We start from the raw sequence: 12,596 nt of genomic DNA on the forward strand, positions 1-12,596 counted from the left end.
CCTCGGGATTGAAGCCGGCATCGGCCAGGCAGGCGCGCATGGCCGATGCCGGCTTCAATCCCGAGGATGTCGACTACCTCAACGCCCATGGCACCGGCACCAAGGCCAACGACCAGATCGAGACGGCAGCGATCAAGCGCGTCTTCGGCGACCATGCCTACAAGCTTTCGGTGTCGTCGACCAAGTCGATGCACGCCCATTGCCTCGGCGCATCGGGGGCGCTGGAGATGATCGCCTGCGTGATGGCGATCCGCGAAGGCATGGTGCCGCCGACGGCCAATTTTCGCGAGGCCGATCCCGATTGCGACCTCGACGTCACGCCGAACGTGCCTCGCGAGCGCAAGGTGCGCGCCGCGATCAGCAACGGCTTCGCGTTCGGCGGCACCAATGCCGTGCTGGCCTTCAAGGCCGTCTGATCTAAGGGGCGCGCGATCTGCCTCAGGCAGACCATTCCGTTGATTGTTCGTGCACGACGAAACCTTCACCGCCATATTGATCGTGCCGTGCGCCGCGTCTAATCCTTGGCCGACCCGCCAAGACCGCGCCGCTCGGCGCGAACCCCATTCAGGAGTTTCCATGGCAGACCTGTCCGCCTTTCCGATCGCAACGCGTTGGCCGGCCAAGCATCCGGACCAGCTCCAGCTCTATTCGGCGACAACGCCGAACGGCGTGAAGATATCGATCGCCCTGGAGGAGCTCGGCCTGCCCTATGAGCCGCATCTGGTCAACATCGGCAAGAACGAAAGCTGGACACCGGAATTCCTGTCGCTCAATCCCAACGGCAAGATACCGGCGATCATCGATCCGAACGGTCCGGACGGCAAGCCGATCGGCCTGTTCGAATCCGGCGCCATCCTGCTCTACCTCGCTGAAAAAACCGGCCTGCTCATGCCCATCGATGCCGCGCGCCGCTACGAGACCATCCAGTGGGTGTTCTTCCAGATGGCTTCGGTGGGGCCGATGTTCGGCCAGGTCGGCTTCTTCCACAAATTCGCCGGCCGCGAGATCGCCGACAAACGCCCTCTGGAGCGCTATCGCGACGAGTCAAAGCGACTGCTCGGTGTGCTCGACGGCAGGCTGAAGGGGCGCAAGTGGATCATGGGCAATGACTACACCATCGCCGACATCTCGCTGCTCGGCTGGGTGCGCAACCTGATCGGCTTGTACGAAGCCCGCGAACTCGTCGGCTTCGACGATTTCGCCAATGTCTCGACATGGCTGGAGCGCGGCCTGGCGCGGCCGGCGGTGCAGAAAGGCCTGACCATCCCGGCCAAGGGATAGCCAGCCTTCGAAGCGCGGCTATTTGGCCTTCGCTTTGGCCTTCGAACCGCCTTTGCCCATGACGGAAGCGGCGAGCGACGCAGCACCTCGGGCGGCGACCATGACCGCGCCGGCAGCGACGTTGGCCGTCGCCTTGGCCGTGCGCATCGCACTGCCGCTCAGGGAGTCGCTGGAACTCGCGGGCTTCTTCGGCTTTGCGGCTTTCGGCGCGGCTTTCGCTGCGGTCGGCACCACTTTCTTCGGCGCTGCCTTGCCGAAGGCCGGCTTGGCGTCCTTCGAACGGGCTGTCATCGCCGGGCCGGCGCCGGCCTTGGATTGGGTCGCCTTGCCCTTGGCGGGCGCGGGCTTTCTTGCCTTGGTTGCCATTGGACCGAATCCCTCTTTTGGCACAATTGCCGTGTCGGGATAACGCCCTGAAAGTCTTAAGGTTCCCCTTGCGCAATCCGTCGAATCAAGCGGAAAGGCCGATCACCAGATCGGCAGCCCGGCGCCGCGCGAGCACGCGTTCGATGTTGGGCAGGTCGTTGGACGCGATCCAGGCGCGCGCATCTTCATCGGAGCGGCCATGTCCGTGCCAGCGCTCCATCAGGCGGCGCTCGAGCTCGTTGCGCGGCACGTCGACGAAGATCGAGAAATCGAACAGCGGCGCCAGCCGCGACCACGGCTCTTCGTCGAGCAGCAGATAGTTGCCCTCGACCAGGATGAACTTGGTTTGCGTGGCGACGATCGAAGCAGCGGCGCGTGACAGTTCCATGCTGCGGTCGAAGACCGGGATGGCGATGTCGGGTTCGCCGGCACGGATACGCTTCAGCAGGGCCTCAAACCCGGCAAAGTCGAAGGTTTCCGGCGCGCCCTTGCGCGCGCGCAGGCCGCGCCGCTCGAGCACTGCGTCGTCATAGTGGAAGCCGTCCATCGGCACGACCTCAGCCGCCCCTTCGGGCAGCAGTTCATGCAGCCTTGCCGACAGCGTCGACTTGCCGGAGCCTGGTGGACCGGCAATGGCGACGATGAAGCGCTTTGCCTTGCCGGCGCGTTTGAAGATGGTGGCGGCGAGATGGGCGATTTCGGACATGAGAGCCTCGCTTGCCTGGATGATCGGCACGATAATTTCCGCTGTATCTTGTCGGCAGTTGGCGGAAATTTCAAATCGGGATTTGAGCTATTGGAGGCGGTCTTTTGCCAAAGTTGGCGCCGCCCCTCATCGCCCTGCCGGGCACTTCTCCCCGTATAGTGACGGGGAGAAGGGGCCAGCCGCAATCTCGGCGCCTACTCTGTAACGCTGGTAGTTGGCGAAATCGGTGATGAGAGCACCCCTCTCCCCGTCACTATACGGGGAGAGGATGCCGGCAGGCAGGTGAGGGGCGGCGCCAACTTTGGCAATTGATGGGAACCCCTGAACGAACAGAAGTAAACTGTGCTGTTCGTTCAGGCAGCCACAGGCTGCCCAATACGCAGGAAATCGCTGTCGAAGGGAACCTCCCGCGCCGCGCCACCGGCCGTCAGCCGCATGCGGCCATCCGCCGTCGTGAGCTCCTGCGGTGGCTCGCCGCCAGATAGCGGCATGGCGCCGATGACATGGCGAAAGGAAACGCTTTGGCTTTCGTCCAGCGCAAAGGCGGTCGCTACCCCTTCGCGCCTCAGCCAGTTGTCGCCGATCGAGGCGGCATGGCCGACGGCGGCGCGGCCATCCTCGATGCCGAGCACGCCAAGGTGGCGGCCGCTCCAGGGCGCGTAGTCGCGCCCGCCATTGCTGAGCCACAGCATGGTGATCGGTAGCTCGGCAGGGTTCTTCAGCACCAGCACCAGATCGTCCTCGGCCTGGCGCGCCAGCGCGGTCCAGCCCGGTCCGCCATGATCTGTCTCGACCAGCGTGAGGAAATCCTCGCGCAGGTCGCCCATGCGGTATTCCGTCAGGTCGAGCGTACCGCCGCCTGCGGCGGGAAAACGGCCGAGATCGGCGGATCGTGCCGGATAGGCCAGCAGGAAGCGGCCGCGTGCGGGATCCGGCTCCAGCGGGTCGTCCAGCGTCGCGGCAAACCGCTTCGGCGAAAAGGCCAGCCTGCCGCCGCCCGTCATTGTCGTCATCGGGTGATGCGCGACCGAAATCGCACCATGGCCGCCGGAAAACACATGTTCCTGGTAGAGGAAGGGATGGCCGTCGCGCAGCGTCAGGATCTTGTCGATCGAAGCGCCCATCACCTTGTGCCGCAGGCGATAGACCGCGCGCCAGCCATCGTCTGTCGCGGCACTTTCGACGACATCCCAGGCGCTGTTGGCCGGCCAGCCATGCAGCGGCGCTTCCTCGACATCGCTGCGCGAAAACGGCGCGCAGAGGAAATCGCCGGACAGCCGAACGGTGCCTTCCGGCAAATTGTCCGGCAGTGTCTCGTTCGCATCGACCCAGGGTGCGCGGTGCAGCGGCTTCAGCTGCCGCCCGCCACCCTCGACGACCATGTCGGCGATGTGGCCGACCGTGAGGTCGAGCGAAACCGAAATGCCCCGGGCCTTGATGGTGTGGATGGTCATTGCGCTCTCACCGATTCTGCAGGCGCAAACTGGCCTGTTCGGCGGCACCTGCGCAAGCACTGCGACAGGCATTTTGCATCAGCGCCCTTTCACCCTCCCCCTTGTGGGGAGGGTCGGCGAGCGGCCGGAGCGAAGCGGAGATCGTTCGACGGGGTGGGGGTCTGGCGCCGGCGTCACCCCCACCCCGATCCGCTGGGCGGATCGACCCTCCCCACAAGGGGGAGGGTGGGCGCCTCTACTGCCGCTTGTATTCCCGCACCGGCGACTTGGTGTCGTCGGTGTAGGTGACCTGCACCGACATCGATTTCACGCTGTCGGCGACCTTGAATAGGGCTGGTAGTCGTAGGGGATGGCGTAAGGGTCCTTCTTGTCGCAGGGCGGCATCTTGATCTCCTTGTCGAGCGCCGCGCCGTTCAGGCTGTAATGCACCTGCTTGATGGCGCAGCGGTAGGACAGCATCTGGGTGAAGTAGACCAGCCCATGATTGCCGCTGGCATCGAAAGCGATCCACGAGGTCCAGAACTGGTCGAGGATCTGCTTGTTGCCTTGCTGGAGCGCGGTCTCCGGGTCGAAGCGGATGTCGAACGGGCCGGTCTCGCGGCCCCTGATGTCGAGATATTTGATGGCGATGATCCCCGCCACGGTGCTGTCGGGCATCTCGAAGCTCGGATTGGCCATCGGCTTGCCGGTCGTCTGGTCGTTCATGGCCAGGAAACCGGTGTCGGTGAACGGGCCGCTGTCGCCCATGCGCCAGGAGATGGCGGTCGCCGGCTCCGGCAGCGAGATGGTCATCGACCAGCCCTGGTTGGAGCGCATCGGCGTCAGCGAAGGCACGAAGCGGGCGGGATCGAGCACGTCGCCGAGTGCCGCCAGCCGGTTGCGGCTGCGGTCCAGCCAGTCGGCCAACTGCGTCTGGTCGACGACATATTTGAGCAGCCCGCCATCCTTTTCGTAGGACACGAACCTGGTCAGCGCCTTGGCCTCGTTGCGCTTGTCGGCCAGCGTCTGGGCGCCGAGCCGGTCTTCGGAAAACTCCTGCGCCAGCAGGAAATAGGCCGGCGCGAAATCTGGATTGGCTGATATGAAGGCGTTGAGCTTGTCGAGCCGCTGGGCGTCGTCGAACTGCTGGATATGCACAAGCTTGATCGACAGCGCCTTGCCCTTGTCGGCAAGCGCGCCGAACACTTCGCGCGCGCCGGCCTTACCGTCCTGCACCCGAAGCAGCGTGGCAAAGCGCGTGTAGGGGTCGATGGCGTCGACATCGAAACCGGCGAAGGCGAGGTAGGAGCGCCGCGCGTTGAGCATGTCGCCGGACAGCTCGTAGACGCGGGCATTGTGGTAGAATTCGTCCGGCCGCTTCGGCTCGGCAATCGCCCCGCCTTGCGCGGCCAAGGCGGCAAAGCCCTTGGCGATGGTGTCGATCGAGGCGGCGATCTGCTGCGTCGTTTCTTGCAGCTTCTCGGTCTGGGCCTGCTGCTGCGCCTGGCCGGCGGCCAGCGTCTCGGTCTGCTTCTTCACCTCGTCGGTGGTCTTCTGCACCTCCGCCGTCTGCTGCGTCTGCTGCTGCTGGGCGTTAGCGATCTCGTCGGCCTTCTTCGCCACCGTGTCGGTCGTCTGCTTGACCGCCTCGACCGTATTTTGCATCTGCGTGACGGTCTGCTCGATCCTGGCCACTTTTTCGGACACGATGCCCATCGACTGCTGCAGCCCGGCAATGGCCGGCACCAGGCTGGCGATCACCCCGTTCTGGGCGTTGGTCTGCTGCTGCAGGCCGTAGACGCCACTGGCGACGGCCGCCGCCGTGGTGGCGAAGATCAAGGCCGGCAGCGCTCTGGCCGCCAGCACCAGCCTGAGCACGATGGCAATGGCGATGATGATTGCGGCCACCGCGGCGGTCAGCGCGATATAGGCGGCGAACGGCGCCAGCGGATTGAGGATGTCTGATACGGCACCCCCGATAAAGGCGACACTGCCGGCCCATTTGCCGGTGCGGCTGAGCGATGCCCTGATAAGCGAGGGCGCTGCGCCCCCGGCCCCGATATTCGTCATGCCAAGCCCCCAAGCCCTGAGATACCACGCCCCTTCCCACGGGAAACGCGGCCCTGGCAAGGAAAGACACGGGAAAACCGGCGTTTTCGGGGCAGATGCTCGGCGGGGCCGATAGCCGACGCCGGCGCTGCCCCTCATCCGCCTGCCGGCACCCCGTGAACGGGGAGAAGGGAGATGCCGCGGCGTTGGCGTTCACTCTGCGACGCCGGCGGTTGGCGAACCCGTCGAGGAGAGCGTCCTTCTCCCCGTTCACGGGGAGAAGATGGCGGCAGCCAGATGAGGGGCGGCGCCAAGCTCTGAAAATATGCGCAAACCTGGGCAAATGCCTTGCTGCCGCCATTAACCAAATGGACGCATCACATGCGTTACGTTAGCTTCGCCGCATCTCAGCAACAGCCGACCCCAGAACAGACTTGCCCTTGTACAACCCCCTTCCGCTCATCCAGAGATTTTTTGCGGCACTCGCCCTGCTGGTGCTGCTTGCCGGCTGCGCCACGACGCCGCCCGACAGCGTGCTGGCCGTGCCGGCGCCGGCGCAGAAATATGCGGCCATCGTCGTCGACGCCAGGACCGGCAAGCAGCTGTTCGAGGTCAGCTCGACGGCGCAGCGCTACCCGGCCTCGCTGACCAAGATGATGACGCTCTATCTGCTGTTCGAGGCGCTGGACTCCGGCCGCGTCAGCAAGCAGACGCAGATCCCGGTTTCGGACCATGCCGCCTCGCAGCCGCCGACCAAGCTGCGCTTCCGGCGCGGCGAGAGCATCGACGTCGATTCCGCGATCCGCGCCATCGTCGTCAAATCCGCCAACGACGTGGCCGTGGCGGTCGGCGAATATCTCGGCGGCAGTGAAGCTCAGTTCGCCGCCATGATGACATCCAGGGCGCGCCAGCTCGGCATGACCAGCACCATTTTCCGCAACGCGTCCGGTCTGCCCGACGGTGGCCAGATGACGACGGCGCGCGACATGGCGGTGCTCGGCATGGCGCTGCATCGGCGCTTTCCCCAGCAGTTCCACTATTTCTCCGAAAGCGATTTCATGTTCCGCGGCCGGCTGGTGCGCGGCCACAACGACATGCTCGGCCGCGTGCGCGGCGTCGACGGCATCAAGACCGGCTACATCAGGGCGTCGGGCTTCAACATCGTCACCTCCTACAACGCCGACGGCCGCAATCTGATCGTCGTGGTGATGGGCGCCGACTCAGCCCGCCAGCGCAACGACCACGTCGAAGCGCTGATCCAACGGAGCCTGTCGCCGACGACGGACGGCGCCAAGACCAGGCTGATGTTCGCCGAGCAATAGTGGCCGCGGCGCGGTTCGCGTCTGGGTGCTCGGCTGCCGCCCACCACTTCGTCATCCACGGGCGAAGCAAGGAGCATAGCGACGCGGCGCAGACCCGAGGATCCATGCCGGGACTCCAAACGCGTCACCAGGGTGCAGAACCTTGCGCACGCTGGCAGGACAGAGGGGGGTGATTGGCGCCAACATCGGGCAAGTTCTGCACCGCAAGCGACACTCGCAGGTCGCGGCATGGATCCTCGCGTCTGCGCGTCCGCTTCGCTCCCGCTCCGCCCGTGGATGACGAAGTCGGGAAGCGATCAAAAACACTTGTAGTCCCACGAAATCCGTCGCGATGCTGGCGATGTTGCGGCATACGTCGCCCAGCACCATCAGGAGCCCGCACCCATGAGCACCGTCCCCAAAACGCCCGAGCAACCGGAAGACAACCAGCACGACAGCGGCGGCGAATATTTCGAGGCGCCGACCCTCAGTGAGCTGGAGGCCGATCCGGTATCGGACGAGCACTTCGAGACGCCCGAAGTGCCGGACTCCGAACCTGCGGGTCCCGGCGCCCACCGTGGCAAGCCGAAGAAAAAACCGTCGGCGATCTCGGGCCGCAAATTCCGCAAGCGCGACCTGGTGCGCATCGACACGCTGCGCCCGAGCCTCGCCGACCGCATCCGGTCGGACCATCCCGACCTGCCGGCCGGCGCCCGCATCAGCCGCGCCGAGCTCGGCCGCTACCGCATGCGCTACATGGAGGAGCTGCTGCAGCAGGAGCACGGCGAATTCTCCGAGCTCGACCGCCAGGTGGTCGAATCGATCGCCAGGCAGGACACGATTTCCGAAAACTCGGAAGAAGAATTCGAGGAGCACCGCACCTTTGCCGACCGCGTCTCCGACAACATGGCGGCCTTCGGCGGCAGCTGGTGGTTCCTGATCTCGTTCGGCAGCGTGCTTCTGGTGTGGATCGGCATCAACCTGCTCGAAGGCATGAGCGCCGCCTTCGATCCCTATCCCTTCATCCTGCTCAACCTGCTGCTCTCCTGCATCGCCGCCATCCAGGCGCCGATCATCATGATGAGCCAGCGGCGGCAGGAGTCCAAGGACCGCCTGCGCTCCTTCAACGACTACCGCGTCAACCTCAAGGCCGAGCTCGAAGTGCGCCATCTGCACGAAAAACTCGACTACCTCATCTCGCGCCAATGGACGCGGCTCGCCGAAATGCAGCAGATGCAGCTGGATGCGATGCACGAACTGGCGGGTGCGAAGAAGCCGAAGCGGGCGGTGCGCGGGCGGCGGACGGTGAAGGCGGGGGCGGCAACCTCATAGGCCGCAGCCTGCACGCACCGGGCCATGTCGCTGCGCCAATCTCCAATTGCCCGTTGAAGCCCGCGCCTGCTTCCGCTAAGAAGCCGTGACTTGCCGGTTCACCGGCTGGTTCGTTTTCCGGATTCCGGAAAGCACCCGTAGCTCAGCTGGATAGAGCGCTGCCCTCCGAAGGCAGAGGTCACAGGTTCGAATCCTGTCGGGTGCGCCAGAATGCAAAGGGGTCCGTTCTGGACACTGCGTTTGGCGGTGGCTGCTTTGCGCCGCATATCAGCAAGGATAAGCACAATCGCTCAGCTACATGACGACACCGGCATTGATTATGGTGTCGTAGCCGGATAGCGCTGACATTAGTTGTCTAGACGAACGATTCGACTTGTCTTTTTCCTCGGGCTGTCTCTCACTACTCGCAGCGCGAAGTAGTCACAGGCGTGGTCTCGGGTCTGCTCGCGGGACGATTTGCCTTGGAACTTCACTATCTCACACCGAAAATCCGAAGGGCAACTATCGACGGAAAGGCGGCAACGAAAATGCTCGGTGAGGACCTGGCACGGTCATACCACAGTCTTATCGCAGACATGCGGGGCGCCATTTATCTCCACGAAGTGCCGGATGAACCAAAGGTTAACTGGGCTGAAGGCAAGATCGGGTTAAGCTATCCATTGGGAGATTCCGCTGTAGTGGAGGTGGAGCCCATCGGAGCCGGTGTGATCGACACGACCAACTGGGGCGATGTTCACCGCGTTAAGCTCTTGCGGATTCTCAACAACGGAAAGCTGCTAGCATGATTGACCCTAACTGGTCTTCACCGCCGGGCGACACGATAGTGCGGCTCATGGACACCAAGGAAATCGACGGCGCAGAACTCGCTGACGCATTGGGAATATCCACAGACGATTTCGACGCTTTGATTAGGGGCCACCGTCGGTTGACAGAAAGTGACGCCGGTGTTCTGGCCGACAATCTAGGGTCTACGACGCGGTTCTGGCTGGCCCGCGATAAATCCTACGTTTTGGATATGGCCCGTTTGGACGAGAGTTCACAAGACTCAGAGGCGTCATGGGTCGCATCGATGCCGGCAGCATCGATGCGCAAATTCGGTTGGGTCCCCAAAGGCAGCAAGTCTAAGAACAAACTCAAGGACGAGATTCTCGCATTTTTTGGCTGCTTGACTCTGCAGGAATGGGGACAGCGCTACTCATCGGGCGTGGGCGCTGTCGCTTTCCGAACCTCACTATCCCTCGCGTCCGACGGCATGGCCACACTGGTCTGGCTGCGCGCCGGCGAATTGGCCATCGCCGACCGTGACCTGCCCGAGTTTGACCTCTCGGCATTTAGGAACATGCTTCCAGGACTAAAGAAGCTTTCAGCTTTCAAACGGCCATCCGCGTTTGTTCCGCGCCTCGTAGCCGCTTGCAGATCTGTCGGTGTGGCAGTAGCAACCGCCCGGACTCCGGACGGTTGCCGCGCAAGTGGCGCGTCCTGGTTCGATACCAACGGCAATCCGGTCATCCTGCTTAGCTTCCGCCATATGGCGGAAGACCATTTTTGGTTCACGTTCTTTCATGAGGCTGCGCACATCGTACTGCATGGGCAAGACCATATCGACGGCGAAGGCGCTGTATTCATGGGAACGGACACGGAGACTCAAGAACGAGAGGCCAACGAGTTTGCGCAAGAATTGCTCTTTCCTGCCAATTTTCGGGAAGAACTCGACAACCGTGGCGTGGGGCCGAAGGCTATCATGGCCATCGCCCGAGCGGTGGATGTCACACCAGGTATCATCGTAGGTCAGTTGCAGCGGGCCGACGTGGTGGATCACAGCAAGCTGAACTTCCTCAAGCGCCGCTACCGTTGGGGTGAAGACCCAAACATACCTGACCTGATCGACTAACCTCTGAAATAAGTGTAGATCGTCGGGCTCTTCTGCCAATTGCAGAGACTGTCTTCAAGCACTTGCTTACCCACGTTGAGGTAGTCGTCGAGCGTATCAACCGCCCTCTCGATCTCCTTGGGCTTACCTTCTGCATTGGTCGCTCCCAAGACTAGCAGCTTAGCCCCGAACAACGGGCCGGTGGCGCCCGTTAGGTACACACTGTCGGCGTCAATCGGCGCTAGGTCTAGCTTGCCCAACATGGTCAGGAAGTCGAACTTGCCCAAGCGACCAAAACCGTAGACATCCTTCATCGATCGGTAGAGCTTCTTGAAAACTGCCGTAGGCTCCTGGCCAACCTCTTTATGTATCAGCCGCACCTTGGAATTCATACCACCCGAGGCCGTCAACCATTCGTGGAAAGTACTGAACACCTTGCCAATATTGCCAATCTTCTTGCTTTGGTACTGACGGTGGTTCGAAAATCGTCCGGATATAGATTTGGACTTCAGGTCATCCTCATGCGTGGTTAACATCGCCTCAAAATCGGCCCTGTTGACGCCATAGCGCTCCAAAGTCCACACCGGCCCCTCTCCGAACGAGCCCATGACGTTCGCGGCCAGCTTCCAGGCATCTTCGGCGTGTTTGCCAAAATGAGTGCCCAGAAAAGCTATCCATACCGCTTCGTCGCGGCGGCCCTTGGTATCAAGATAAAACGCACCTTTCAGAGGATCGAAAAGAGGGGAGTACGGATTGATACGATCAGCCGAGATGGCTGGGCGATGGCGGAAATTCCGCACATACTCGATCCGTCGGATGCTCGACACCATCTGCTCAACCAGTGTCTGTCTGGCCGCGGGATCCGCGATACCGGGAAGTGGACCGAATTCGTCTTCGTATGCCGCAAGGCCTTTCAGCAATTGGAATTGGCGGTCCCTATGGATTCCGTTGGGCATCTACTTCTTCCGGTTCGAACAGTTCTCGGATGACCGGATCCGCCACTTTCTTCTTAGCGATCCGATCGAGCACATAGAGTTTGAACCCGTCATGGTTCAGCCGGTTGAGCAACTCGGCGGCACGCTTCGTATCCCGTAATGTGCCAAGAGCAAAGACGCGCAGCAGTATAATCAGGTCCCGCCAATAGGGGTCGAGATCCGCCACGGGTTCGAAATTCGGGTTGCCGGCACGGATTTCACGTTCCGCTTCCAGCACTTGCCATACGGCCGGCCACGGATCGCCCAACGGCATCGGCGGCATGGGGACGATGTCGTGCAGCCCCTCGTCCACGTACTTCTGGGCGTTTGTACGCGGCTTTTGCCTTTCCGTGTCGTCGTAGAGATGTAGGCTGGCCACCGAGTGATGATAGGTTCCTGGTTCGACCCCTAACTCACGCGCGGCGATCTCCTGCAGCATGGTAAACGAGAAGACGTCATGCGGCAGCCCGAGGAAAACGTCGTTGGACCGCATGTGCACGTGTAGGTGAAGCCGTTTCTTCCTGATGACGAAATGCAGCGTGCAGGTGCAAGGAATGTCCTTGCTTTTTTTGCCGTCTGCACCGTTTCGAGCACCGTCGGCGTTCGCGTAGATTTGGATGATCGCGTTACGCGAACCGGGCTCGGCGCGCAGAGTGTCGATCACGCGCTGCCATTCGTCCTTGGGCTCGGCGTCGCCGTGCAGGCGAGCGCGCCCGAAGATACGGCGGCCATAAGCGCCGTTGAGCGTCTCGCCGTCGTCGGAAAACTCGTCATATCCTTCGATGTAGTAATTGATTTGGTCTAATGCGTCGCTGCCTGACAGGTACCAGAGCAGTTCGCCAAGCGGACTGAAAACTCTAGCGCGCGCCTCGGATCTTCCCAGTCGCGCACGCGGATTAGTAAGTTCGAGAAGCGCACCGAACAACTCGGTGCTTGTACCTTTGCGTGATCTCACGCGGTTGTTCCGCTTGTTACCGGACAACAGCCGCGTGAAAACCTTTCGCATTAAATCGTCGAGATTGTCGGCAGAGTGATGAAACACGCACGGTCCTTGCTGCCGAGTCTGCTGTTGAACCTGACTATCAAGCAAGATCGATTCGCGATTATATCTCAGCAGGAAGAGTATCCGGCTGCAATTGAATATTCCACCACCGCCTTTTATTCGGCTGCAGAATTCGCAACGTCCAGTTCGGCGCTCCCTTTGCTGCCCAGCCGCGCCGCCGTCAGCCCGCCACCCCCCTCACACTCTCCCGCTCCACCAGCGGGCACTCCAGCTTCGTAATC

At 62.3% G+C, this 12,596-nt stretch carries 12 protein-coding genes and 1 tRNA gene; 7 read left to right on the plus strand and 6 right to left on the minus strand.

What is annotated here, in order from left to right:
- A partial coding sequence (locus EN939_RS05715) for a beta-ketoacyl-[acyl-carrier-protein] synthase family protein (protein ID WP_442919524.1) occupies positions 1 to 416 on the plus strand: 416 nt, incomplete at its 5' end.
- A 160-nt stretch (positions 417 to 576) separates the two neighbouring features.
- Positions 577 to 1,281: a glutathione S-transferase N-terminal domain-containing protein gene (locus EN939_RS05720; RefSeq protein WP_127267259.1), complete on the plus strand. Its 705-nt coding sequence runs from the start codon at positions 577 to 579 to the stop codon at positions 1,279 to 1,281.
- An 18-nt stretch (positions 1,282 to 1,299) separates the two neighbouring features.
- Here EN939_RS05720 and EN939_RS05725 read toward each other — a convergent pair whose 3' ends face one another.
- The 4 genes from EN939_RS05725 to EN939_RS05745 form a co-directional block, all read right to left on the minus strand.
- Entirely contained in the window at positions 1,300 to 1,647 is a 348-nt protein-coding gene (locus EN939_RS05725) for a hypothetical protein (RefSeq protein ID WP_127267260.1), read from the minus strand.
- A gap of 85 nt (positions 1,648 to 1,732) precedes the next feature.
- Entirely contained in the window at positions 1,733 to 2,353 is a 621-nt protein-coding gene (locus EN939_RS05730; RefSeq protein ID WP_127267261.1) for a nucleoside triphosphate hydrolase, read from the minus strand.
- Positions 2,354 to 2,706: 353 nt separating this feature from the next.
- Entirely contained in the window at positions 2,707 to 3,807 is a 1,101-nt protein-coding gene (locus tag EN939_RS05740; RefSeq protein WP_127267262.1) for a hypothetical protein, read from the minus strand.
- A gap of 306 nt (positions 3,808 to 4,113) precedes the next feature.
- Positions 4,114 to 5,856 (minus strand): methyl-accepting chemotaxis protein, encoded by a 1,743-nt coding sequence (locus tag EN939_RS05745; protein ID WP_236383084.1) that lies wholly within the window; start codon positions 5,854 to 5,856, stop codon positions 4,114 to 4,116.
- A gap of 419 nt (positions 5,857 to 6,275) precedes the next feature.
- Here EN939_RS05745 and EN939_RS05750 point away from each other — a divergent pair, with 419 nt between their 5' ends.
- From EN939_RS05750 to EN939_RS05770, 5 genes are all read left to right on the plus strand, one after another.
- Positions 6,276 to 7,157 (plus strand): D-alanyl-D-alanine carboxypeptidase family protein, encoded by an 882-nt coding sequence (locus EN939_RS05750; protein WP_236383085.1) that lies wholly within the window; start codon positions 6,276 to 6,278, stop codon positions 7,155 to 7,157.
- Positions 7,158 to 7,541: 384 nt separating this feature from the next.
- On the plus strand, positions 7,542 to 8,468 hold the full coding sequence (locus EN939_RS05755) for a DUF1003 domain-containing protein (protein ID WP_127267264.1): 927 nt from the start codon (positions 7,542 to 7,544) through the stop codon (positions 8,466 to 8,468).
- Positions 8,469 to 8,599: 131 nt separating this feature from the next.
- A tRNA-Arg gene (locus EN939_RS05760) sits at positions 8,600 to 8,676 on the plus strand.
- Positions 8,677 to 8,929: 253 nt separating this feature from the next.
- Positions 8,930 to 9,253: a hypothetical protein gene (locus EN939_RS05765; RefSeq protein ID WP_127267265.1), complete on the plus strand. Its 324-nt coding sequence runs from the start codon at positions 8,930 to 8,932 to the stop codon at positions 9,251 to 9,253.
- Positions 9,254 to 9,300: 47 nt separating this feature from the next.
- Positions 9,301 to 10,359 carry an ImmA/IrrE family metallo-endopeptidase gene (locus tag EN939_RS05770; protein WP_164749084.1) on the plus strand — a complete coding sequence of 353 codons (1,059 nt, stop codon included), beginning with the start codon at positions 9,301 to 9,303 and terminating at the stop codon, positions 10,357 to 10,359.
- Here EN939_RS05770 and EN939_RS05775 read toward each other — a convergent pair.
- Both EN939_RS05775 and EN939_RS05780 read right to left on the minus strand, forming a co-directional pair.
- Positions 10,356 to 11,294, minus strand: coding sequence for an alpha-glutamyl/putrescinyl thymine pyrophosphorylase clade 3 protein (locus EN939_RS05775; RefSeq protein ID WP_127267267.1), 939 nt, complete (start codon positions 11,292 to 11,294; stop codon positions 10,356 to 10,358). The genes EN939_RS05770 and EN939_RS05775 overlap by 4 nt on opposite strands.
- The gene (locus EN939_RS05780) at positions 11,275 to 12,354 is read right to left on the minus strand and encodes a thymidylate synthase (RefSeq protein WP_127267268.1); all 1,080 of its coding nucleotides are present in this window, start codon (positions 12,352 to 12,354) and stop codon (positions 11,275 to 11,277) included. The genes EN939_RS05775 and EN939_RS05780 overlap by 20 nt, the downstream gene beginning before the upstream one ends.
- Positions 12,355 to 12,596 lie beyond the last annotated feature (242 nt).

The organism is Mesorhizobium sp. M7A.F.Ca.CA.002.05.1.1 (assembly GCF_003998335.1).
In the GTDB taxonomy this organism is placed as follows: domain Bacteria; phylum Pseudomonadota; class Alphaproteobacteria; order Rhizobiales; family Rhizobiaceae; genus Mesorhizobium.

Excerpts from the sequence above, each read along its gene's own strand:
- EN939_RS05720 (WP_127267259.1), top strand. The coding sequence starts at position 577 with ATGGCAGACCTGTCCGCCTTTCCGATCGCAACGCGTTGGCCGGCCAAG.
- EN939_RS05725 (WP_127267260.1), bottom strand. The coding sequence starts at position 1,647 with ATGGCAACCAAGGCAAGAAAGCCCGCGCCCGCCAAGGGCAAGGCGACC.
- EN939_RS05730 (WP_127267261.1), bottom strand. The coding sequence starts at position 2,353 with ATGTCCGAAATCGCCCATCTCGCCGCCACCATCTTCAAACGCGCCGGC.
- EN939_RS05740 (WP_127267262.1), bottom strand. The coding sequence starts at position 3,807 with ATGACCATCCACACCATCAAGGCCCGGGGCATTTCGGTTTCGCTCGAC.
- EN939_RS05745 (WP_236383084.1), bottom strand. The coding sequence starts at position 5,856 with ATGACGAATATCGGGGCCGGGGGCGCAGCGCCCTCGCTTATCAGGGCA.
- EN939_RS05755 (WP_127267264.1), top strand. The coding sequence starts at position 7,542 with ATGAGCACCGTCCCCAAAACGCCCGAGCAACCGGAAGACAACCAGCAC.
- EN939_RS05770 (WP_164749084.1), top strand. The coding sequence starts at position 9,301 with ATGGACACCAAGGAAATCGACGGCGCAGAACTCGCTGACGCATTGGGA.
- EN939_RS05775 (WP_127267267.1), bottom strand. The coding sequence starts at position 11,294 with ATGCCCAACGGAATCCATAGGGACCGCCAATTCCAATTGCTGAAAGGC.